This window comes from Staphylococcus sp. 2S1 (assembly GCF_046721335.1).
GTDB classification, from domain to species: Bacteria; Bacillota; Bacilli; order Staphylococcales; family Staphylococcaceae; genus Staphylococcus; species Staphylococcus equorum_A.
On sequence record NZ_JBEUUJ010000003.1, the window covers coordinates 1,912,898 to 1,936,086 of the forward strand.

Below are 23,189 nucleotides of genomic sequence, written 5' to 3' on the forward strand. Positions count from 1 at the left end.
CGTTTTAAACGTTATAATATTTTTTATATTGGATATCTGACGTGAAAAACATCTAAGGAAGTATGTTTTTTGTTGAGCTAATGAAATAGAAAGTGTTATGATATGTTAGGAATGTTTAAGACTTGGTACTAAAAATTAGGTAATTTAGGTGGTTAGAATAAAATGAAGTTAAAAAAACAAGAACGACGCGAAGCAATTAAAAAAGAAATTGAAAAAAACCCCTTTATTACAGATTTAGATTTGAGTACACTTTTTTCAGTGAGTATTCAAACTATTAGGTTAGATCGTACATACTTAGATATTCCAGAACTAAGAAAACGAATTAAATCCGTAGCAAGAAAAAATTATGAAAGTATTCGATCCATTGATGGTAGTGAAATCATAGGCGATGTAATAAATGTTCAGCCTGATCAACTCGCAACTTCAATTATAGATATTGATGAAGATTCTGTATTTACTAGAAATAAAATTGCCAGAGGACATGTACTTTTTGCACAAGCGAATTCCCTGTGTGTAGCACTGATACATAAACCTGTTGTGTTAACTCAGGAAAGTAATGTAGCATTTTTAAAAACAGTGAAATTAAATGATACAGTACGTGCTGATGCACAAGCGATTGAAATTACAAGTAAATATTATATGATAAAAGTAAATTCGTATGTCAAAGATACTTTGGTATTTAGAGGTACATTCAAAATGTATTATACAAGTGAGGATGAACAAGATGGTTAAAATAGCGATTGATATGATGGGTGGAGACGATGCACCTGAAATCGTTTTAGAAGCTGTTGAAAAAGCTGTGAATGATTTTAAAGATTTAGAAATAATTTTATTTGGTGATCAAACTAAATGCACACTCAAACATGGTCGTGTAGAAGTACGTCATTGTACAGAAGAAATTACGATGGACGATGAACCAGTTAGAGCGATTAAACGTAAAAAAGATAGCTCAATGGCTCGTATGGCTGAAGCGGTTAAAGCTGGTGAAGCAGATGGTTGTGTATCTGCAGGAAATACAGGTGCATTGATGTCTGCTGGTTTATTTATAGTAGGACGTATTAAGGGTGTTGAACGCCCAACATTAGTCCTCACTTTGCCAACAATTTCTGGAAAAGGATTTGTGTTTATGGATGTAGGTGCTAATGCAGATGCCAAGCCGGAACACTTATTACAATATGCCCAATTAGGCAATATTTATGCCCAAAAAATCAGGGGCGTTGAACAGCCTTCAGTAGGTTTGTTGAATATTGGTACAGAGGCAGCTAAAGGTAACACATTAACTAAAAAAGCATTTAGTTTGATGGACGAACAAAATGTCTTCAATTTCACAGGAAACGTAGAAGCAAAAGGTTTAATGGATGACGCAACTGATGTTGTAGTTACAGACGGATATACTGGTAATATGATTCTTAAAAATTTAGAAGGTGTTGCAAAAGCGATGGGTAAAATGCTTAAAACAACGCTTCTAAGTAGTTTCAAGAATAAAATTGCCGCACTTGTATTACGTAAAGACTTAAATGGTTTGATGTCAAAAATGGATTATGCAGAATATGGTGGTTCGGTATTATTAGGATTGAATGGCATTGTAGTAAAAGCACATGGTAGTTCTAGTGCGAAAGCTTTTTATTCAGCAATCCGTCAAGCTAAAATAGCTGGAGAACAAAATATTGTAGAAACTATGAGAGAAACGGTGGGTAAAGTAAATGAGTAAAACTGCGATTATCTTCCCAGGCCAAGGATCACAAAAAGTCGGGATGGCAAATGATTTATTTAATCAAAATGATGCTCGCAACAAAGATTCTTAATCAAGCACAAGCAAAAATGGATTTTGATATTTTAGAAACAATGTTTTCAGATGAAGAAAACAAATTAGGTCAAACAGAAAATACACAACCTGCGTTGCTAACACATAGCTCAGCTTTATTACAAGCACTTAATAATCTAAATGCTGATTATACAATGGGTCATAGTTTAGGTGAATATGTGAGTCTAGTAGCGAGTGGTGTATTGAAATTTGACGATGCAGTTCAAATTGTTCGTAAGCGTGGACAACTGATGGCCGTCGCTTTTCCTGATGGTGTTGGAAGTATGGCCGCAGTATTAGGTTTGGATTTTGATGATGTTAATGCAATATGTCAAAAACTTTCAACAGATGAAGAAATTATTGAACCAGCAAATATTAATTCACCTGGACAAATCGTTGTCTCTGGACATAAAACATTAATAGATAAATTAGTGGCAGAAGGTAAAGCATTAGGTGCGAAACGCGTCCTACCACTTGCTGTGTCTGGCCCATTTCATTCATCTATGATGCAAGTGATCAAAGACGATTTTGCTGAGTATATTGAACAATTTGATTGGAATGATGCGCAATTCCCTGTAGTTCAAAATGTGCACGCAAAAGGTGAAACAGATGCAAATGTAATTAAGGATAATATGATTAAACAATTATATTCACCAGTACAATTCATTGATTCAACACAATGGTTAATTGATCAAGGTGTAGATCACTTTATTGAAATTGGTCCTGGTAAAGTACTTTCAGGTTTAATTAAAAAGATAAATAGAGATGTGAAAATAACTTCAATTCAAACATTAGAAGATATGAAAGCGTGGAATGAAAATGACTAAAAGTGCATTAGTAACTGGTGCTTCAAGAGGTATAGGACGTAGTATAGCGATTCAATTGGCAGAAGAAGGATACAATGTTGCTGTGAATTTTTCGGGAAACAAAGAAAAAGCGGATGCTGTCGTAGAAGAAATTAAAGCGATAGGCGTTGAAAGTTTTGCTATTCAAGCAAATGTTGCAAATGGTGATGAAGTAAAAGCAATGATTAAAGCGGTTGTTGGCGAATTTGGTTCAGTTGATGTCCTTGTTAATAACGCAGGTATTACCCGTGATAATTTGCTTATGCGTATGAAAGAGCAAGAATGGGATGACGTAATTGATACAAACTTAAAAGGTGTTTTCAACTGTATTCAAAAAGTGACACCACAAATGCTAAGACAAAAGAGTGGTGCAATTATTAATTTATCAAGTGTTGTTGGAGCCATGGGTAATCCAGGCCAAGCAAACTATGTTGCGACTAAAGCCGGCGTAATTGGTTTAACGAAATCAGCAAGCACGTGAACTGGCTTCAAGAAACATCACAGTAAATGCTGTTGCACCAGGTTTTATTGTTTCTGATATGACGGATGCTTTAAGTGATGAGCTTAAAGCAAAAATGTTAGAACAAATCCCATTAGCAAAATTTGGGAAAGATCAAGACATTTCTCACACTGTAGCATTTTTAGCTTCAGACAAAGCGAAGTATATTACGGGTCAAACAATACATGTCAATGGTGGTATGTACATGTAAGTAAGTGCTACACAGCATGACAAATTTTGTTTTATAAAACTTCTGATCTCACATAGGAGATTATGATAAGGTATAAAGTATAGATTTAAAATGATTGTGTCACAACTTCATTACTACACTTGATTGTATAAGATCCATTAATATAATGTTATACAGTACAATCATTCGAAATACTACTTGTATTTCAATTGATAAAGTGGGAAAATATATAAGTCTATAATTAGATTTTTTAAAGGAGGTGAATCGACGTGGAAAACTTCGACAAAGTAAAAGATATCATCGTTGACCGTTTAGGTGTTGACGCTGAAAAAGTAACTAAAGAGGCATCTTTCAAAGATGATTTAGGCGCTGACTCACTTGATATTGCTGAATTAGTTATGGAATTAGAAGACGAATTTGGTACTGAAATTCCTGATGAAGAAGCTGAAAAAATCAACACTGTTGGTGACGCAGTAAACTTTATTAATAGTATCGAAAAATAATAAAAAAATATCTGAGTCGTTGAGATGACGGCTCAGATTTTTTATTGATTTTAAACAGAATTTATATTGTAAGATAATACTGCTATAGCGATTTTTACTAGATATATAGATGGTAAATACAGTAGACAGTTTTTTCTTTAGTTTTATTGTATTTTCACGTAAAATATAAAGGTATTAGTACTTTAGCATTAAATCTGAGGAGGAAATAGATTGACCAATTATAAAAAAATAGAAATGGTTAAAGCATTTGAAAAAAAATTTGCGCAGAAGATGCAAGAATTAGACTTGAATTTTAAACAAATAGAATTATATCAGCAAGCATTTTCGCATTCGAGTTTTATAAATGATTTTAATATGAATCGTTTAGAGCATAATGAACGATTAGAATTTTTAGGAGATGCGGTATTAGAATTGACGGTTTCACGTTATTTATTTGATAAATATCCAGAATTGCCAGAGGGTAATTTAACAAAAATGCGTGCAACAATTGTTTGTGAGCCTTCACTTGTAATATTTGCGAAAAAAATTCAAATCAATGAACTTATCTTGTTAGGTAAAGGTGAAGAGAAAACAGGTGGCAGAACCCGTCCCTCACTCGTATCAGATGCATTTGAAGCATTTGTAGGTGCATTATATTTAGACCAAGGTTTAGAATCTGTGTGGAAGTTTGCAGAACAAATTATTTTTCCGTATGTCGAAGATGAAGAACTTGATGGCGTTGTTGACTTTAAAACCCAATTTCAAGAATTTGTCCATAGACAAAATAAAGGTGATGTCACTTATCGTTTAATTAATGAAGAAGGACCAAGCGCATCATCGTTTATTTACTTCTGAAGTGATTTTAGAAAATGCCGCAGTAGCGGAAGGTAAAGGGAAGACTAAAAAAGAATCCGAACAAAAAGCAGCAGAAAGCGCATATAAATCAATGAAAAACAAAGCTAAATAACTTTGTTATAAAACAATATGATAAGAAGTGAATCATATATTGTTAAAACCTTCGCAATAGCAATGTAGTTAATTAAGAAATATATTAGCCTTCAGGTTAATACATGGGTATTTCTAAACTGTGAAACAGCAAGGAACACTTTAAAGGAGAATAGCATGGTATATTTGAAATCTATAGATGCCTTTGGGTTTAAATCGTTTGCGGAGCACACAAATGTACAATTTGATGAAGGTGTAACAGCAATTGTAGGACCTAATGGTAGTGGGAAAAGTAACATAACAGATGCAATAAAATGGGTGCTAGGTGAACAATCAGCTAAATCACTGCGTGGTGCTAAAATGGAAGATATTATTTTTTCAGGCGCAGAACATCGAAAAGCTCAAAATTATGCAGAAGTTAAATTGAAATTAGATAATAGCTCCGGCAAGTTACAACTAGACGCGACAGAAATCGTTGTAACACGTCGATTATACAGAAGTGGTGAAAGTGAGTATTATCTTAATAATGACCGTGCAAGATTAAAAGATATTATTGATTTGTTTCTAGACTCAGGTTTAGGAAAAGAAGCGTTTAGTATTATTTCGCAGGGACGTGTAGATGAAATACTAAATGCAAAACCAGTGAATAGAAGACAAATATTAGAAGAATCTGCAGGAGTTTTAAAATATAAAAAACGCAAAGCTGCCTCCGTACAAAAGCTCGACCAAACAGAAGACAATCTTTCAAGAATACAAGATATTCTATATGATTTAGAGGGGCGAGTTGAACCATTAAGAGAAGAAGCAACTATTGCTAAAGAATATAAACATCTTTCCAAAGAAATGGAAAGAAGTGATGTACTTGTAACGGTCTATGATATTGAACAATATAGTAAAAATATTCATGAACTTGATGATAATTTAAATAATTTAAAGAGTCATCAAGCTACAAAAGATGCAGAGAAAGTACAATATACACAAGCATTAAATAAATATAAATCTGAAAGACAACAACTCGATGAACATATTGAATCATTAAATTTTCAACTTGTTAAAGCGACAGAAGAAGTTGAAAAGTATGCAGGACAACTTAACGTGTTAGAAGAACGTAAGAAAAATCAATCACAAACGAACGCACGTTTTGAAGAAGAACAAGAAAGTCTTAAAATACAAACAGAAACCTTAAAAAAAGAAAAGATAGATGCACAAAATCAAATAGATAAATTAAAAAAACAACAAAAAGAGTTAAATGAAAAAATTCAATACTTTGAATCACAACTCTATGTCAGTGATGAACAGCATGACGAAAAATTAGAGACAATTAAAGATGAATATTATCAACTTATGTCTGAACAATCCGATGTAAATAATGACATTCGCTTTTTAGAACATACCATTCAAGAAAATGAAACGAAGCAATCCCGTTTAGATAGTAGGTTACTTGAAGCCTTTGAACAACTGAAGAAAATTCAAAGCGACATTAATGAAGCTGAAAAGCAAACCGCGACGACTCAAAAAGAATTGAAAAATGCTGAGCAACAGCTCAATAATTATGAAAAAAAATTAACACAACTTAAACAGCAACAGTCTGAGTACGAAGAAAAATTGCACCAAGCGTATCGATTTAACGATAAATTAAAATCTCGTATTGATAGTTTGGCCACGCAACAGGAAGAATATAGCTATTTCTTTAATGGTGTAAAACATATACTTAAGGCTAAAAGTAATAAACTTTCAGGGATACGTGGAGCGGTTGCTGAAGTAATTCAAGTGCCATCCGATTTAACTAAAGCAATCGAAACTGCACTTGGTGCATCACTACAACATGTGATTGTAGATTCGGAAAAAGATGGTAGACAGGCAATTCAATATCTAAAACAAAATGGTTTGGGTAGAGCGACATTTTTACCACTCAATGTGATTCAACCTCGCCAAATTGGTAATGAAATTATGAAAACTGCACAAAATAGTGAGGGTTTTATTAATATTGCCGCACAAGCAATTGAAGTAGAATCAGATTATCAAAATGTAGTTCAAAATTTACTTGGTAATACAATAATTGTAGATGAATTGAAAAACGCCAACGAGTTAGCACGTAAAATTCGTTATCGTACACGTATTGTGACTTTAGAAGGGGATATCGTGAACCCTGGTGGCTCCATGACGGGCGGTGGAGATCGTAAATCTAAAAGTATTTTAGCTCAAAAAGATGAACTATCAACGATGCGTGCTCAACTCGAAGATTATCAACAGCAAACAGTAGCATTTGAAAAGCAATTTCAAAAAATTAAAAATGAGTCAGATCAACTGAGCGAAAAATATTTTGATACAAGTCAACATTATAATGCTATTAAAAAAAATGCTCATAATTATGAATTAGAACTAGACAGATTACGTAAAAGTGAAGCGCATTTAAAAGATGAGCATGAAGAATTTGAATTTGAAAAAAATGATGGTTACCAAAGCGAAACAAGTAAGCAAACACTTGATGATAAAAAACAAAGATTATCTAAAATCAAAACACAACTACAAAAATTAGAAGATGATATCAATCTTTATACAAAACTTTCTAAAGAAGGTAAAGAAAGCACAACGCAAATCCAAGCAACAATTACATCAAAAGCAATCCGATTTGGCAGTTGTAAAAGAACGTTTAAATACTCAGAAACAAACTGAGTCAAAAATTGCCAAACAACTCAATGATGTTATTGTGCAACATCAAAAATTAGAAGAGCAAATTAAACTCTTTAATTCAGATGAAATGACCGGCGAAAAAGCATTTGAAACGATTCAATATAATATGGAACAAAGTAAAGACGAAAAAGTAAAACTATCTCAAAACATAGAAGACGTTAAATCGCGTAGACTCGAATTGAATGATACAATTGAAGTGACAGATCAAAAACTTCAAGAAGCCAATCAAGATATTCTTTCTATAGAAAATCGCTATCAGGATATTAAATCAGAGCAGTCCCGTTTAGATGTATTAATTAATTATGCGATTGATCATTTGAGCGAAGATTATCACTTAACATATGAGCGTGCGAGTGAATTATATGATTTAGATGAAGATATAGACGTTTTACGCAAAAAAGTAAAATTAACTAAAATGTCTATTGAAGAGCTAGGACCAGTTAATTTAAATGCGATTGAACAATTTGAAGAAATTAATACGCGTTTTACATTTTTAGATGAACAACGTGCTGACTTAAGAGCGACGAAAACAACTTTAGAACAACTTATTGAAGAAATGGATCAAGAAGTGAAAGATCGTTTTAAAGAAACATTTCATGCCGTTCAAGGATATTTTTCAGATGTATTTAAATCATTGTTTGGCGGAGGCCAAGCAGAACTCCGCTTAACAGATGATGACTATCTAACTGCAGGAGTAGATATCATTGTGCAACCACCTGGTAAGAAGTTACAACATTTGTCACTACTTAGTGGTGGAGAACGTGCCTTGAGTGCCATTGCATTATTATTTGCGATTTTAAAAGTTCGCTCGGCGCCATTTGTTATCTTAGATGAGGTTGAAGCGGCACTTGATGAAGCAAATGTGATACGCTATGCACAATATTTAAAAAATCTATCAGACCAAACTCAATTTATTGTGATTACACACCGTAAAGGTACAATGGAATTCTCAGATCGCTTATATGGTGTAACAATGCAAGAATCTGGAGTTTCCAAACTAGTAAGTGTTAATTTAAATACGATTGATGAAGTGATTAAGGAGGAACAAACATGAGCTTTTTCAAACGATTAAAAGATAAATTTTCAGCACCTTCAGAAGAACAAAAGCAACAACTTGAAGAATTAGAACAACAAGACGCAGAACAACAAGGTGAAGCATCACAAGATAGAGAGGACGAAACTCAAGATAAACCAGCGAAAAAAGTTAAAAAATTAAAAGAAGCTGACTTTGATGATGATGGTTTAATCTCTATTGAAGATTTTGAAGAAATTGAAGCACAACAGCTCGGTGCCAAATTTAGAGCCGGTTTAGAAAAATCGCGTGAGAATTTCCAAGCGCAACTTAATAATTTACTTGCACGTTATCGTAAGGTAGATGAAGAGTTCTTCGAAGCACTAGAAGAAATGTTAATTACTGCAGATGTTGGATTTAATACTGTGATGCAACTTGTAGAAGAATTACGTGAAGAAGCACAACGTCGCAATATTACTGAAACAGAGGATTTACGTGAAGTTATTGTTGAAAAAATTGTTGAAATCTATCACCAAGATGATGATAACTCAGAAGTGATGAATATAGAAAATGAAGGATTAAATGTAATCCTTATGGTCGGAGTGAATGGTGTTGGTAAGACAACAACAATTGGTAAATTAGCGCATCGTTACCAAGCTGAAGGCAAAAAAGTAATGCTTGTCGCTGGAGATACATTCAGAGCCGGTGCAATTGAACAACTTAAAGTATGGGGCGAACGCGTCGGTGTTGAAGTGTTGAGCCAAAGAGAAGGTTCAGACCCAGCCGCAGTAATGTATGATGCAATTAACGCAACTAAAAGTAAAAACGTAGATATTTTAATATGTGATACTGCAGTGCCGTTTACAAAATAAATCCAATTTAATGAATGAATTAGAGAAAGTTAAACGAGTTATTGGACGTGCTGTACCAGAGGCACCTCATGAAGTTTTACTTTGTCTTGATGCAACGACAGGTCAAAATGCATTGTCACAAGCAAAATCATTTAAAGAGGTTACAAACGTTACAGGTATTGTATTAACAAAATTAGATGGTACTGCTAAAGGTGGTATCGTATTAGCAATTCGTAATGAACTTCATATTCCAGTTAAATACGTAGGTTTAGGTGAAAAATTAGATGATCTCCAACCATTCAATCCTGAAAGCTATGTGTATGGGTTATTCGCTGATATGATTGAGCAAAATGTCGAAGAAGCACCTGAGTCAAATCAGAATGAAGTAGAAATTGAAGGTAATTCAGATGAGTCAAAATGATTTAATTAAAACGATACGTATGAATTATCTGTTTGACTTTTACCAATCATTATTAACAAATAAACAAAGAAACTATTTAGAATTATTTTATTTACAAGATTATTCTTTAAGTGAGATTGCTGATACATTTGATGTGAGTCGCCAAGCAGTGTATGATAATATAAGAAGAACTGGCGATTTAGTAGAAGATTATGAAGAAAAATTAGGGCTATACCGAAATTTTGAACAAAGACAAAAAACATATGAACATATGAAACAGCACATAAATGATCCAGAAAAAATAAAACAATACATTCAAGCACTTGAAGATTTAGAATAAAAGTATATAAAGGAGGGTATTTGATATGGCATTTGAAGGATTATCCGATCGTCTGCAAGGAACGATGCAAAAAATCCGTGGCAAAGGTAAAGTTACTGAAGCAGATATTAAATTGATGATGCGTGAAGTAAGATTAGCATTATTAGAAGCCGATGTTAACTTTAAAGTGGTAAAGGAATTTGTCAAAACTGTATCAGATAGAGCTTTAGGTTCAGATGTTATGAAATCATTAACACCTGGGCAACAAGTCATCAAAATTGTACAAGAAGAACTTACCCAACTTATGGGAGGGGAAAATGCTACGATTAAAATGGCTAACAAGCCGCCAACTGTAGTGATGATGGTTGGTTTACAAGGTGCTGGTAAGACTACCACTGCTGGTAAATTAGCATTATTAATGCGTAAACAATATAATAAAAAACCATTATTAGTAGCAGCAGATATTTATCGTCCTGCGGCAATTGATCAATTGCAAACAGTAGGTAAACAAATCGACATTCCAGTTTATAGTGAAGGCGATCAAGTTAAGCCACAACAAATCGTTGAAAATGCAATCGCACATGCAAAAGAAGCGCATTTAGATTTTGTTATTATTGATACTGCCGGTCGTTTACACGTTGATGAAGCGTTAATGCAAGAATTAAGCGATGTAAAAGAAATTACGAAACCAGATGAAATTATGTTAGTTGTCGATGCAATGACTGGTCAAGATGCTGTGAATGTTGCAGAATCTTTTGATTCTCAATTAGAAGTATCTGGCGTAACATTAACAAAATTAGACGGTGATACACGTGGTGGTGCTCGCACTTTCAATCAGATCAGTTACTCAAAAACCGATTAAATTTGTAGGTATGAGTGAGAAACTAGATGGGTTAGAAGCATTCCATCCTGAACGTATGGCATCTCGTATATTAGGTATGGGAGATGTATTGAGTTTAATTGAAAAAGCACAAACAGATGTGGATGAAGATAAAGCAAAAGACTTAGAAAAGAAAATGCGTACATCTTCGTTTACATTGGAAGATTTCCTAGAACAATTAGATCAAGTTAAAAGTCTAGGGCCTCTTGATGACATTATGAAAATGATTCCTGGCATGAACAAAATGAAAGGCATTGAAAATATGAATATGGATGATAAACAAATTGATCATATTAAAGCAATTATTCAATCAATGACACCTAATGAGCGTAACAAACCTGAGACTTTAAATGTTTCTCGTAAAAAACGTATTGCTAAAGGTTCAGGACGTTCAGTGCAAGAAATCAATAGATTAATGAAACAATTCACTGATATGAAAAAAATGATGAAACAATTTTCCGGTGGCGGCAAAGGCAAAAAAGGCAAACGCAAACAAATGGAAAACATGATGAACGGTATGAATTTACCATTCTAAAATCATAAATTTTGTATAACTATAAATAAAAAACCAGAACAACGACTTGTAACCAAATCGTTGTTCTGGTTTTTTCGTCAACTATATTATTTGTAGAATGATTAAAATTTTTCTAACCCCAAATGATCACGGAAAGTATGACCATTATAAGTTGTTCTGAATAAATTTCTTTTTTGTAATTCTGGCACAATCAATGTTACGAAATCCTCTAAACTATCTGGAAAGACAGGCGGCATCAAATTAAAACCATCGGCTACACCACTTAGTAACCAGTACTCCATTTGATCTACGATAGCTTCAGGAGTGCCAATCAATGTGAAATGCCCACCACCAAGCATTTAAGTAACCAAGTAGTTCTCGTACAGTTGGATGAGTATCACGAATGATTTCCAATATTGTTTCGTAACGTCCAACTGGTCCTGTAAAATCTTCAACAGGAGGTAGGGGAGGCACGGATTCATCTAACTCCCAGTTTTGACAATCTTGTTGAATAAAGAAACTTAATTGTTTTAATGCAGTTTCCACAGGTAAGGCTTTGTCTAATTTTTCTTTCTTAGCATAGGCTTTTTCGTAAGTTTCAGCGACATATGTAACTAGACCGGGAAAAATTTTGATATATCTATTACTGTTTTGTGATAATTGTAATTGTTGATCAAGCTTTTCTCGAAAAGCTTGTGCTTGTTTAAAGTTCCAGGATACTGAATACACTGCATCTGCATATTGAGTTGCCAAGGCAATACCTTGTGAAGATGCGCCAGCTTGCATAGCTACTGGACGACCTTGTGGACTGCTTGGTGTTGTTGATGGTCCTTTAACTTTGAAATGTTTACCATGATGATTAATAGCATTAATGTAATCATCATTAATAATTTTTTTGTTTTTTCGATCATGTAGAAAATGTTCGTTATCCCAAGATGTGAATAACTGATTCATCACTTTTGCAAATTCAGCAGCAATTTCATAGCGTTCATTATGATCAGGGAGCAATTCCATACTGTGATTTAAGGCTTCTAAATCTGTCATAGAGGTGACAAGATTCCAACCTATACGTCCATGTGATACATGATCTAGACTGAGCAATTGTCTAGATGCAGTAAAAGGGTTTGAGAACGTACTTGAAATTGTTGCGACCAGTCCAATGTGCGTTGTCACATGAGCAATAGCAGATAAACTGACGATAGGATCGAACCAAAATGCTGGCATATCAGTAGAAGATTTTGCAGGAAAAGATTGATTATCAGCGAAAAATACTGCGTCGAATAGTCCTTTTTCAGCAAGTTGAGCTAATTCCTGATAATAAGTAATTTCACCAATACGATTCACACTAGAATTCGGCATTAGCCACGCGACTTGGTGATGACCACAAGCATATAATAAAACGCCAATATTAAGTTGTTTTTGATTTTTATCAGACATAGAAAGCACCTCCTAATTATAATTTTTTAATTCATCGTTAAGCCACCATCTACAGTGAAATTTTGTCCAGTTATACCGTTTGCTTGTTCAGAAGCTAAGTATGCAACCATGTTTGCAATGTCTTGTGGTGAAGTCACACGCTTAAGCGGTGTTGTTTGTGCGATCATGTCAAATACTTCAGGCGTCGTTGTAGCACTTGCGTCAGTTGTTTTTAAGAGGCCTCCTGACACCACGTTGGCTCTAATACCAAATTGACCAAGTTCAGCAACAATATTACGAGTAAAACCAATTAATCCAGCTTTTGCAGTTGTATATTCATGATAAGGTACAACAGGATTTTGATATAAATTTGTACCGATAGAAATAATAGTACCTTGCTGTCTTTCTAAAAATTGAGGCATGACACTTTGTGTTACATTGAAGGCAGCTTTTAAAGTACCATCTATTTGTTGTTGGTAATCAACCCATGTTAAATCTTTAAATGATTTTTGCTGTGTAGGATCAAATTTAAAACCTACGAGTGCATTGTTAATTACGACATCAATTTTTCCGAAATATTGAGTGGCCTGTTCAATTAAGTGATCAATATTATCTCTATTTGTGATATCAGCTTGAATAGCAATTGCACAATCTGATCCGATATCAGAAACAAGATCTTCTGCTAACGATTTATTTTTGTAATAATTGATTATAATATTATACCCTTGTTGCGATAATGTTTTTGCAATCGTTGCACCTAAACCTCTACTACTACCTGTTACTAAAACAGTTTTATTCATAACTTTCACTCCTAAAATTTTAAAAAATTCAAATTAAAAAAATACACAACCCTCACTATAGAAAGTTGTGTATTAGAAATGATAAAATAGTGATATTGTAAAAAGGCAAGATTGCCCCTTGAATATATGATATAAAATCTTTCACACTTTCCTCCGCTAGTTTCAGCTAGATCAGGTTCAAAGGGTTTGAGTTGTACTCATCTCAGTTAAAAACACCCCTAGTGCATGCGTTTATTTAATTTAGTCTCAATGTATAGTTTTTAAATATAGATGTCAAGAGACTTAAAATAACATAAGGTATATCATAGATGTATAAAGTGCATGAAAAGAGGAAATTGACAAAAGCGCGTAGTTTACAAGGCGATTGATGAGAAAAAAATGTTTTTTTAAAATTGGTAAAGGATAACCTCTTTACAAATATCAGAAGAACTGGTATCATTATTTCTTGTAGAAAATAAATACTTATGAAATTAAAAGGAGAGAATATAAATGGCAGTTAAAATTCGTTTAACACGTTTAGGCTCAAAAAGAAATCCATTCTATCGTATCGTAGTTGCGGATGCTCGTGCACCACGTGATGGTCGTAATATCGAACAAATCGGTACTTACAACCCATCTAATGTGAAAGCACCAGAAGTTAAAATCGACGAAGAATTAGCACTTAAATGGTTAAAAGACGGTGCTAAACCGACTGATACAGTTCACAATATCTTATCAAGAGAAGGTATTTTGAAAAAATTCGACGACCAAAAATAAGTTTTAAACTTATTAAACAAATATAGTATTTGTAAGAGTACCGTTTTAGGTGCTCTTTTTTTAATGAGAAATATTATAATCAGTGCTTTAAAATAGTTGAGAATAAGAAAATTTTCTAGTGAGGAATGTATTACTATGTTAGATTTATACATGTTATAATAATTAAATAATACATAAAAATTACACAACACTTATAAGATACATTTATCGGAGGCACATATATGAAAGTTGAAGTTGGAAAAATTGTTAATACACATGGTATTAAAGGCGAAGTAAAAATAAAATCTAATTCTGATTTTACAGATAAACGTTTTCAACCTGGGGAAATTGTTGAAATAGCACGTAAAGATAAAGCACCACTTAAATTTAAAATTGCTTCATATCGTATGCATAAAGGACTGCATATGCTTACGTTTGAAGGTATCAATAACATTAATGATATCGAGCACTTAAAAGGTGAAACACTTTTACAAGAACGTGATCATGAAGAAATAGAGCTTGGAGAACATGAATTTTATTATTCAGATATCATTGGCTGTACCGTTTTTAATGAAGATACTCCAATTGGTCGTGTGATTGAGATATTTGAAACAGGTGCAAACGATGTGTGGGTAGTCAAAGGCGACAAAGAATACCTCATTCCTTATATCGCGGACGTGGTTAAAGAAATTGATGTAGAAGGTAGACGTATACAAATCACGCCTATGGAAGGATTATTAGATTAATGAGAATCGACTATTTAACATTATTTCCTGGTATGTTTGAAGGTGTTTTAAATCAATCTATTTTAAAACGCGCTCAAGAAAAGGATTTGTTACAAGTAAATACAGTGGATTTTAGACATTTTGCTGAAAACAAGCATAATCAAGTGGATGACTACCCATTTGGAGGCGGTCAGGGGATGGTGTTAAAGCCGGAACCAATATTCAATGCAATGGATAGTATTGAGCGAACAGAAGACACAAGGGTCATTTTAATGTGTCCTCAAGGTCGCCCATTTACTCAAGCTATTGCTAATGAACTCAGTCAGTGCAGAGCACTTAGTATTTATTTGCGGGCATTATGAAGGCTATGATGAAAGAATCCGTGAACATTTAGTCACTGACGAAATTTCAATGGGGGACTATGTATTGACTGGTGGCGAGCTGCCGACGATGGTAATGACAGATGCGGTAGTTAGACTTTTACCTGGTGTTTTAGGTAATCAACAATCTCACATGGATGATTCCTTTCAAGATGGTTTACTAGAGTTTCCACAATATACACGACCACGTATATATAAGGATTTGAATGTACCAGACGTTTTATTATCAGGCAACCATGCCCACATTGATCATTGGCGTCATGAACAGAAAATTTTAAGAACATGGGAAAAACGACCGGATTTATTAGAACAGTATCCGCTGACTAAAAAAGACCAAGAAATTATAGAAAGATATAAAAAGCAATTGAAAAAAGATTAGTAATATGCTAATATATTTTAAGTGTGCGACACACGAAAATCACTATGGTCCGCTGCTATATTTTGTCTAGGCAAGAACATAGGTTGAAGGAGAGAAAAATAATGAGTAATCACAAATTAATCGAAGCAGTAACTCAATCGCAATTACGCACAGATATACCTTCATTCCGTCCAGGTGACACTTTAAAAGTTCACGTACGTATTGTTGAAGGTACTCGCGAACGTATCCAATTATTCGAAGGTGTAGTTATTAAACGCCGTGGTGGAGGAGTTTCAGAATCTTTCACTGTACGTAAAATATCTTCAGGTGTTGGTGTGGAACGTACATTCCCATTACACACTCCAAAAATCGAAAAAATTGAAGTTAAACGCCGTGGTAAAGTACGTCGTGCTAAATTATACTACCTACGTGAATTACGTGGTAAAGCCGCTAGAATTAAAGAAATTCGTTAATCAGCAAATTAGACATAAAAAAGCGATTCCCAATGGGAGTCGCTTTTTTTGATACATATATAATATAAGTCGCATTAGGTTGTCTTGCTAGAAATACAATTTTAGTCGACATTTCTAGCAAACCTAAGCGACTCATTAAAGAGGTTGAGACAAAATACATGTCTCAGCCTCAATTATTATATTGGCAGTGGCTGACTGAACTGAAAATGCGTTTATATCAAGCTTTTAAAGAACTACTACTTCATTTATGAAGACAAGTAGTTCTTATGCAAGTGCTTCAGCCCTTGTATTCAACTTTACAGTCAGCTTTGCCGGGGTGAGACGACGAAATCTTGTTAGAAAAATTAGATTTCTGTTTCATTCCCTTTATCGTGCTTAATTCTTTGGTTTAATCCATTTCGTGAATCCAATACTCAATATAATACCTAGAATACTTAAAACGACCAAGATAGTTGTATGTGGTGGCGTATACTTGAGTTCGATTTTTTCTTGTCCTTTTTCAACTGGAATTACGGTCATAATGCCATTGCCTTGTTTTACAGGGAGTGTTTTATCATTGGCATACGCCTTCATACCATCACGATATGCCATCGGTAAGACAAGATAGCCTTCGTCATTTTTATCTTTTTTAATTGTATAACCAGAACGTTGTTCAGACACTTGTACATTATCTAACTGTTTAGATGCTTTATTTAAAGTTTCATAGTTTTCACCGTAAATGCCTTTAATATTAAAACGATATTTACCCTGTGACAATTTAACTCGTAGTTTTTCATCTGCTTTTACACGCATTGTAACAGGCGTGACAAACCGGCGATATTTATAAGTCAATTCATTACGACCTTGATTGTATTCGTTCACACCGACGTCATGTTGCTTGTCAGGGCTTAATAGTTCAACATCCATTTCTATATACATATCTTTGTATTTATTTGCAATGGAGGATGGCAGGTGTAAGTTATGCCACCTTTGTCTTTTGTCACTATAAGCTTTCCGTCTTTATCCCTATGTGCATTATTTAATGAGGTAGAGGTTTTGCCCAATAAATTCTCATTAGCCTTAAATTGGCTGTTGGGTTTAGCGTCTTTATCTTTGAGCACGACACCTTGCAACATTGCTTGTTCTTTATCAAGCGGTGATTTAAGATCTTTTGGATCATACACCTTGTTGGTTATATGAGCACTTGGATATTTAATTTCGTTTGTTGAATGAATAAATGATTCTTTTTTTGAATGATGAATCGTATCTTTAGGTTCAAAACCGAAAGATATATTCGAATCATCTGGTCGACGTATACGATCATTAACGTTCCATAATGCCATTAAATTCGCTCTGTTTGATAATAATCGATAAGTACTATTTTTATCAGTATGCATATTAATTTGTAATGTCTGATCATAATATTTTAATATGTCACCATCAAAAATACTTGAATATAAAGCAATACCATTAAAATGATAGATCATTGGTGAATTAAGACCATATTGCGACATATAATCAATTCTACTCAGTGGATCGTCATTATGCTGTTGATTGATTTCAGATATTTTCTTGGATAAAGCAGGACTTTTGTATTTTGAAGCATGCATAGCTGATTTTGTGGATTCATAGTTCCTCACATTATTAAAGTGATGATTAGAAAGAATCATACTTTGTTGAACGATAAATAATACTAATAATACGGCTAATGGCCAACGTTTTTTCAGTAGTGACCTTTTAAATAAAAGTATTCCAATAAAGATCATAATAATGAGACAAGCGAGCATCCAAGTCATTTTTTCTTTCTCAACTATAATTGTCATGATTGACATAATCAGCAAGGCGGGTACACATGCTAAGATATAAGACTTGAGTTTTAATTCTGAAATGTGTTGAATAAATAACGCGATTAATGTCGCAGTGGCGAAAGCAAATATGTAAACCCATCTGCGTTCGGGTGTCGAAAAACCATTAAACATACTATCAAAATAGGGTGTCAATGAACCAACTAACATAATCCAAGTCATAATTGCAAAAAACCTATAATAATAATGTCTATATAACTTAAATGATAGCAATGCTACCATAGCGATAATTGAAACAGTGATATAAAAGCCGTTGCTAAAAAAGTGCTTTTGTCGTGCGAAATCTGTAAACATATCTATTTTAAAATGTGGATTACTTACTCGATCGTTGTTGAAAAACGAAGTAACCCCAGTATAGAATCCCCATATACTAACTAGTGTACTTAATACTATTGCTACAGGAATAATCCATAATTTTTGCTTGCGAGTTACGATATCACTCGGGTGGGGGAACACTAATCTATAAAAGTAATATGCAAAGAGTACAAGAGATTCATAATAACTAAAATAGAAATTTGAAAATAAAGTTAGAGCTACAGCAAAAATAAATAGACCTATTTTCTTTTCTCTATAAAATCGTTCAATAGCCAATAAGGAGAGTGGAAGAAAAATAAGCAAATCTCCATAATATGACCAGGTAAAATTAAAATAAATTACTACTGTTGAGGCACCATATAACATAGAAGCCAGAAAAACAGCATGGTTTTTAAATTTTATATATCTAAAATAGTAAAAGGCTAGTACGAACGTTACTACACCTTTAACAAAAGCAACAATCAGTTGGTTACTTGCCCAATATGTTATGTTACTTGGATTACTATTAAATAACACTTCTGATAGCCAAACAAAAATAAAATTAACCAAAGTAAATGGAGAAGTAGCATAATAATAAGCTAAATCTTTTACATAATCGCCACCTAATCCAAATGAATGATCATAAAAACTTTTGAATTGGCTAAAATGTTCATACAAATACATTTGAAATGGCATCATTTGCCTATAGCCATCACCACTCCCACTAAATACGATACCTTCAGTTAAATAACGAAAGATATATGGTGTGAATGTTAGTAAAGCAACGCCTATACCTAGCGCAACGATACAAATAAATCTTGTAACTTTGTGGGCCCAAAGATTACGAAACATAGTCATACCTCATCTCTGACAAACTCCTTTTAAATATTAATTTGAATTGCGCTGTGGTTTTTTATTTTTGTGAATGCACCAAATCACACTCAAGATGAAACTTATGACTGAAACTGCGATCATAGTATACCAGTATGGTGGTCTATATTTAATTGTAATTTCACTGCTATCCTTATTTACAGGCACACCTGTCATCATATAATTTACTTTTAAAGGTTTTACTTTTTTACCATCCACGTATGCGGGCATACCTTTTCTATAAGGAATATTAATAGAAGCAATGCCTTTCTTATGGCGATCTAATGTTACTTTAATGCCATTTTTAATATCTTGATAATGACCCACATTGTTCTGTTTGCTATGTGCGGTTTCAAGCTTTTTATAATTTTCTCCATGTAAACTTTGTAATTCAAATTCATAATTACCACTAGGGCTAAGTGCAATGTTTATATTACCATTTTCATCTGGTTGTGTTCTATAAAGTTGTGTGTCAACCCCAGTACGATAAGTAGAATTGTTGAATAACCGATTGTTCGAATAACCGTTTATATTTACAGAAAAATTGCTGTCAGGTTTGCCTCGTTTAACTTTTAGCGTCACGTAAAAATCTTTATATTGTGATCTAATGTTTTCTGGAACATGGATTTGTACTTGACCCTGTTTATTATTGTTAGGAATATATATTTTTTTGTCTGTTTTACGATTCATGTTTTGATAGGTGATTTCGGTTTGATTTAATAAGTTTTTAGCTTTATCTGTGTATGTTTTACCCTCATTATTTAAAATTATTCCATCAATCATTGCATGTTCCCTATCTATAGGATCTTTAAGCTTTTGTGCATCAAAGACTTGATCTGAAACACGCACTGAAGGCAAGTTTAAAGTGTTTTCATAGATTTGGTATTGTCCATCTTTTTTAATTTTTTTGAAATGTGCGGGCACGTTATTTTGGTAATCTTTTAACATTAAATAACGAACAGATAATAAACTATTAATGTTTTGTCTGCTATTCGTTGATTGGTATCTACTTACAGATTCTTCTTTCATGTTGATTTTCAAATCATCGTAATAAAAATCAAGTATATTGTGGTCAAAAATACTTGAATAAAGACTCATTCCTTTAAAATGTTGATACATCGGTGTATTATCTTGCTCATTAACGCGCCAATCAATTCGCTCATCTTCAGATTTTCCTTTTTTTATATCAGAAACTAACTGTTGTTGAAGTGGCGTGTCAAAGAGACTTGCATTTACATAATAGCTATTTGCGCGTTGAACATGATCATCAAAATAAATTTGGTTGCGTATAAATACGACAGACACTAAAACAGAAAGTATCATAATAGACAATATAAAGAAATGCGTTAATTTGGTTCTTATTTTAGGTTCTTTAACGAAAAGTATGAGTAAACCAATCATGCTGACTATAGGCATATACCATAGCCACGAAACAAACTTGTCATATTGCCAAGCACTTCCAAAGACAAAACATAAAGAGACTAAAGAGGATAATATGTACGTTTTTAAAGATAAGGTTCTAAAATATTTTACATAAAGTCCTATTAAAATAGCCGAATTAAAAGCGATGAGGTAGTGCCAACGTTTTTGTGGTGCTGAAAAGCCATTAAATACTTGATCCACAAATGGTAAAAAACTAGCACAAATTGAAACCAGCGTAAAAATCGAAAATAATTTGAAATAAAAATGCTTATATAACTTGAATGATAGCAATGCTTGTAGTGTTAAGAAAAGTATGACGATTAAATAATTGTCATAAAATATATTTGTGTTTTGGTTAAAAGGTTCAAATAAGTCTACATCTCCATCAAAAGGGATGCGTCTATTATTAAAGTAACTTTGTATTGTCGGGAAAAAGAAAAACAAACTACAACCTAATGCAATTAATGCTGAAATACATAATGTCATAAATGCATTGAATCTAGTTACGAGATCATTTTTATGTTTAAAAATCATTCGAGCTAGGAAATATAAAAGTCCTGTTAATAATTGATAATAGGCAAAATAAAAATTATTAATTAAAGAAATAGTTACGATAATAATAAAGAAACCTGGTTTACCACTTTTTAAGAAGCGTTCGATTGACCATAGTAATAATGGTAACCAAATAAAAACATCACTAAAAAATGGCCAATAAACAGTGAATCTAAAATAAAGTGGTGACATTACAAAAATAAATGATGCTAATACAGCCACTTTGCGATTGTGTGAAATATAGTGAACATAGATAAATGTTGCTATCATTGCTATAGCAGATTTAATTATAGAAACGACTAAGGCATTTGTCATCCAAAACATCACATCAGAGGTATCCATTGGGATGACTATTTTAAGTAAGACAATAATAATGACGTTCAAAATAAATATAATATTTGTTGAAAAGTAATAACTTAAGTCAGTGAAAAAGTCTCCGCCCAGACCAAAGTCAGAAGCATAAAACCAATTGCCATGACTCCAATTATCAAATAAATACATTTGAATTGGCACCATTTGTTCCATACCATCATTAGGCCCTGTAAATAAAACGCCATCATGGATAAATCTATAAATAACATAACTGTGTCCAATAACAGCCAGTAATAAGAATAAACATGTGTACAAAAATTTACGCTTCATAAACGACTCCTGTATATGTAATAAATATAATTCCATTGTAACGATATTTTATGAATTTAGATAAAAATAACTATTATTTATTTAGAAAAATATAATTCATTAAGTCTTAAGCGTTTTAAAAGTTAAACAGGTTAAATAAAAAACAGTCGAATTTTAATCGTTTTTAGAGATTTAAACGTGGTGTCTAAAATAATTTGAAGTATATTACTAAATAATGTTGTAAAATTAAAGTTAATGAGATAATAATGACATTATTTTATTTATATCGTTATACGTGACGTGTTATGATTTTAAAGTCAAAGAATAGAAAACGAAATTAAAGCATAAGTATATAATTAAAACTTTTAATTAAATAGAGCGTAAATAGAGAAAGGTGATGTATATGGTAATTCAATGGTATCCAGGCCATATGGCTAAAGCAAAAAGAGAAGTATCCGAGGAGTTAAAGAAAGTAGATGTAGTGTTTGAACTTGTAGATGCACGTATCCCGTATAGTTCAAGAAATCCAATGATTGATGAAGTAATACAACAAAAACCACGTGTGGTCATTTTAAATAAAAAAGATATGGCAAATTTAAAAGAGCTAGTAAAATGGGAAAATTATTTTAAAGGCAAAGGCTTTTATCCTGTTGCAATTGATGCAAAACACGGCAAGGGTTTAAAACTCGTAGAGCAAGCAACAATAAAAGCAACAACAGAGAAATTCGAGAAAGAAAAGCAAAAAGGATTAAAACCACGTGCGATTAGAGCAATGATCGTTGGCATCCCTAACGTTGGAAAATCAACATTAATTAATAAATTAGCAAATAAATCTGTTACTAAAACGGGTAATACACCAGGTGTAACGAAACAACAACAATGGATTAAAGTTGGGAAATCATTACAATTGTTAGATACACCAGGTATCTTATGGCCTAAATTTGAAGACCAATTAGTTGGTAAGAAATTAAGTATCACTGGAGCTATCAAAGATAGTATTGTGCATTTAGATGAAGTAGCAATTTATGGCTTAGAATTTATGAAAGCACATGACTATGAAGGGTTAAAAGAACATTACAAAGTTGATGTGCCAATCGACGCAGAAAACTTAGAGTGGTTTGATGCGATAGGGCGTCGTCGTGGATTATTAAGACGTGGTAATGAAGTCGATTATGAAGCGGTTATTGATTTAGTTATACATGAAGTGAGAAATGCCAGAATCGGTACGTACACTTTTGATATCGCTAGTGAAATGGACGTGTAA

At 33.1% G+C, this 23,189-nt stretch carries 10 protein-coding genes, 9 pseudogenes and 1 riboswitch; of the genes and pseudogenes, 15 read left to right on the forward strand and 4 right to left on the reverse strand.

Going from position 1 to position 23,189, the window contains the following annotated elements; genetic code table 11:
• Window positions 1-162: 162 nt before the first annotated feature.
• The 10 genes and pseudogenes from fapR to ffh all read left to right on the forward strand — a co-directional run bounded on the left by fapR (window position 163) and on the right by ffh (window position 11,456).
• Window positions 163-732: a transcription factor FapR gene (fapR, locus tag ABLV90_RS10190; protein ID WP_069832882.1), complete on the forward strand. Its 570-nt coding sequence runs from the start codon at window positions 163-165 to the stop codon at window positions 730-732.
• Window positions 725-1,711 carry a phosphate acyltransferase PlsX gene (gene plsX / locus ABLV90_RS10195; RefSeq protein WP_460872597.1) on the forward strand — a complete coding sequence of 329 codons (987 nt, stop codon included), beginning with the start codon at window positions 725-727 and terminating at the stop codon, window positions 1,709-1,711. Before fapR ends, plsX begins: the two co-directional genes overlap by 8 nt.
• Window positions 1,704-2,631, forward strand: a pseudogene (fabD, locus tag ABLV90_RS10200) (ACP S-malonyltransferase). Before plsX ends, fabD begins: the two are co-directional and overlap by 8 nt.
• A pseudogene (gene fabG, locus ABLV90_RS10205) lies at window positions 2,624-3,359 on the forward strand (3-oxoacyl-[acyl-carrier-protein] reductase). Before fabD ends, fabG begins: the two co-directional pseudogenes overlap by 8 nt.
• A 248-nt stretch (window positions 3,360-3,607) precedes the next feature.
• Window positions 3,608-3,841, forward strand: coding sequence for an acyl carrier protein (locus ABLV90_RS10210; RefSeq protein WP_002507883.1), 234 nt, complete (start codon window positions 3,608-3,610; stop codon window positions 3,839-3,841).
• A gap of 234 nt (window positions 3,842-4,075) precedes the next feature.
• A pseudogene (rnc, locus tag ABLV90_RS10215) lies at window positions 4,076-4,787 on the forward strand (ribonuclease III).
• Window positions 4,788-4,942: 155 nt separating this feature from the next.
• Window positions 4,943-8,513, forward strand: a pseudogene (gene smc / locus ABLV90_RS10220) (chromosome segregation protein SMC).
• Window positions 8,510-9,743 (forward strand): annotated as a pseudogene (gene ftsY, locus ABLV90_RS10225) (signal recognition particle-docking protein FtsY). The pseudogenes smc and ftsY overlap by 4 nt, the downstream one beginning before the upstream one ends.
• Window positions 9,730-10,062 carry a putative DNA-binding protein gene (locus ABLV90_RS10230; protein WP_285323055.1) on the forward strand — a complete coding sequence of 111 codons (333 nt, stop codon included), beginning with the start codon at window positions 9,730-9,732 and terminating at the stop codon, window positions 10,060-10,062. Before ftsY ends, ABLV90_RS10230 begins: the two are co-directional and overlap by 14 nt.
• A gap of 25 nt (window positions 10,063-10,087) precedes the next feature.
• Window positions 10,088-11,456 (forward strand): annotated as a pseudogene (gene ffh, locus ABLV90_RS10235) (signal recognition particle protein).
• A 101-nt stretch (window positions 11,457-11,557) separates the two neighbouring features.
• On the opposite strand, the pseudogene ABLV90_RS10240 reads toward ffh, so the two are convergent.
• A pseudogene (locus ABLV90_RS10240) lies at window positions 11,558-12,872 on the reverse strand (LLM class flavin-dependent oxidoreductase).
• A gap of 26 nt (window positions 12,873-12,898) precedes the next feature.
• Window positions 12,899-13,651 carry a 3-oxoacyl-ACP reductase gene (locus tag ABLV90_RS10245; protein WP_460872598.1) on the reverse strand — a complete coding sequence of 251 codons (753 nt, stop codon included), beginning with the start codon at window positions 13,649-13,651 and terminating at the stop codon, window positions 12,899-12,901.
• Window positions 13,652-13,782: 131 nt separating this feature from the next.
• Window positions 13,783-13,881, reverse strand: a riboswitch (TPP riboswitch).
• A 259-nt stretch (window positions 13,882-14,140) separates the two neighbouring features.
• Between ABLV90_RS10245 and rpsP the strand changes: the two genes are divergently transcribed.
• From rpsP to rplS, 4 genes and pseudogenes are all read left to right on the forward strand, one after another.
• On the forward strand, window positions 14,141-14,407 hold the full coding sequence (rpsP, locus tag ABLV90_RS10250; RefSeq protein WP_069816061.1) for a 30S ribosomal protein S16: 267 nt from the start codon (window positions 14,141-14,143) through the stop codon (window positions 14,405-14,407).
• Between the two features lie 221 nt (window positions 14,408-14,628).
• The gene (rimM, locus tag ABLV90_RS10255; protein ID WP_427704766.1) at window positions 14,629-15,132 is read left to right on the forward strand and encodes a ribosome maturation factor RimM; all 504 of its coding nucleotides are present in this window, start codon (window positions 14,629-14,631) and stop codon (window positions 15,130-15,132) included.
• Window positions 15,132-15,870, forward strand: a pseudogene (gene trmD, locus ABLV90_RS10260) (tRNA (guanosine(37)-N1)-methyltransferase TrmD). Before rimM ends, trmD begins: the two are co-directional and overlap by 1 nt.
• Before the next feature lie 101 nt (window positions 15,871-15,971).
• Window positions 15,972-16,322: a 50S ribosomal protein L19 gene (gene rplS / locus ABLV90_RS10265; protein WP_002507872.1), complete on the forward strand. Its 351-nt coding sequence runs from the start codon at window positions 15,972-15,974 to the stop codon at window positions 16,320-16,322.
• A 375-nt stretch (window positions 16,323-16,697) separates the two neighbouring features.
• Here the strand turns inward: rplS and ABLV90_RS10270 are convergent.
• Together ABLV90_RS10270 and ABLV90_RS10275 are read right to left on the reverse strand one after the other, a co-directional pair.
• Window positions 16,698-19,312 (reverse strand): annotated as a pseudogene (locus tag ABLV90_RS10270) (YfhO family protein).
• 36 nt (window positions 19,313-19,348) lie between these two features.
• Window positions 19,349-21,946 carry a YfhO family protein gene (locus tag ABLV90_RS10275; RefSeq protein WP_460872599.1) on the reverse strand — a complete coding sequence of 866 codons (2,598 nt, stop codon included), beginning with the start codon at window positions 21,944-21,946 and terminating at the stop codon, window positions 19,349-19,351.
• Window positions 21,947-22,328: 382 nt separating this feature from the next.
• On the opposite strand from ABLV90_RS10275, the gene ylqF reads away from it, so the two are divergent.
• On the forward strand, window positions 22,329-23,189 hold the full coding sequence (ylqF, locus tag ABLV90_RS10280) for a ribosome biogenesis GTPase YlqF (protein WP_460872600.1): 861 nt from the start codon (window positions 22,329-22,331) through the stop codon (window positions 23,187-23,189).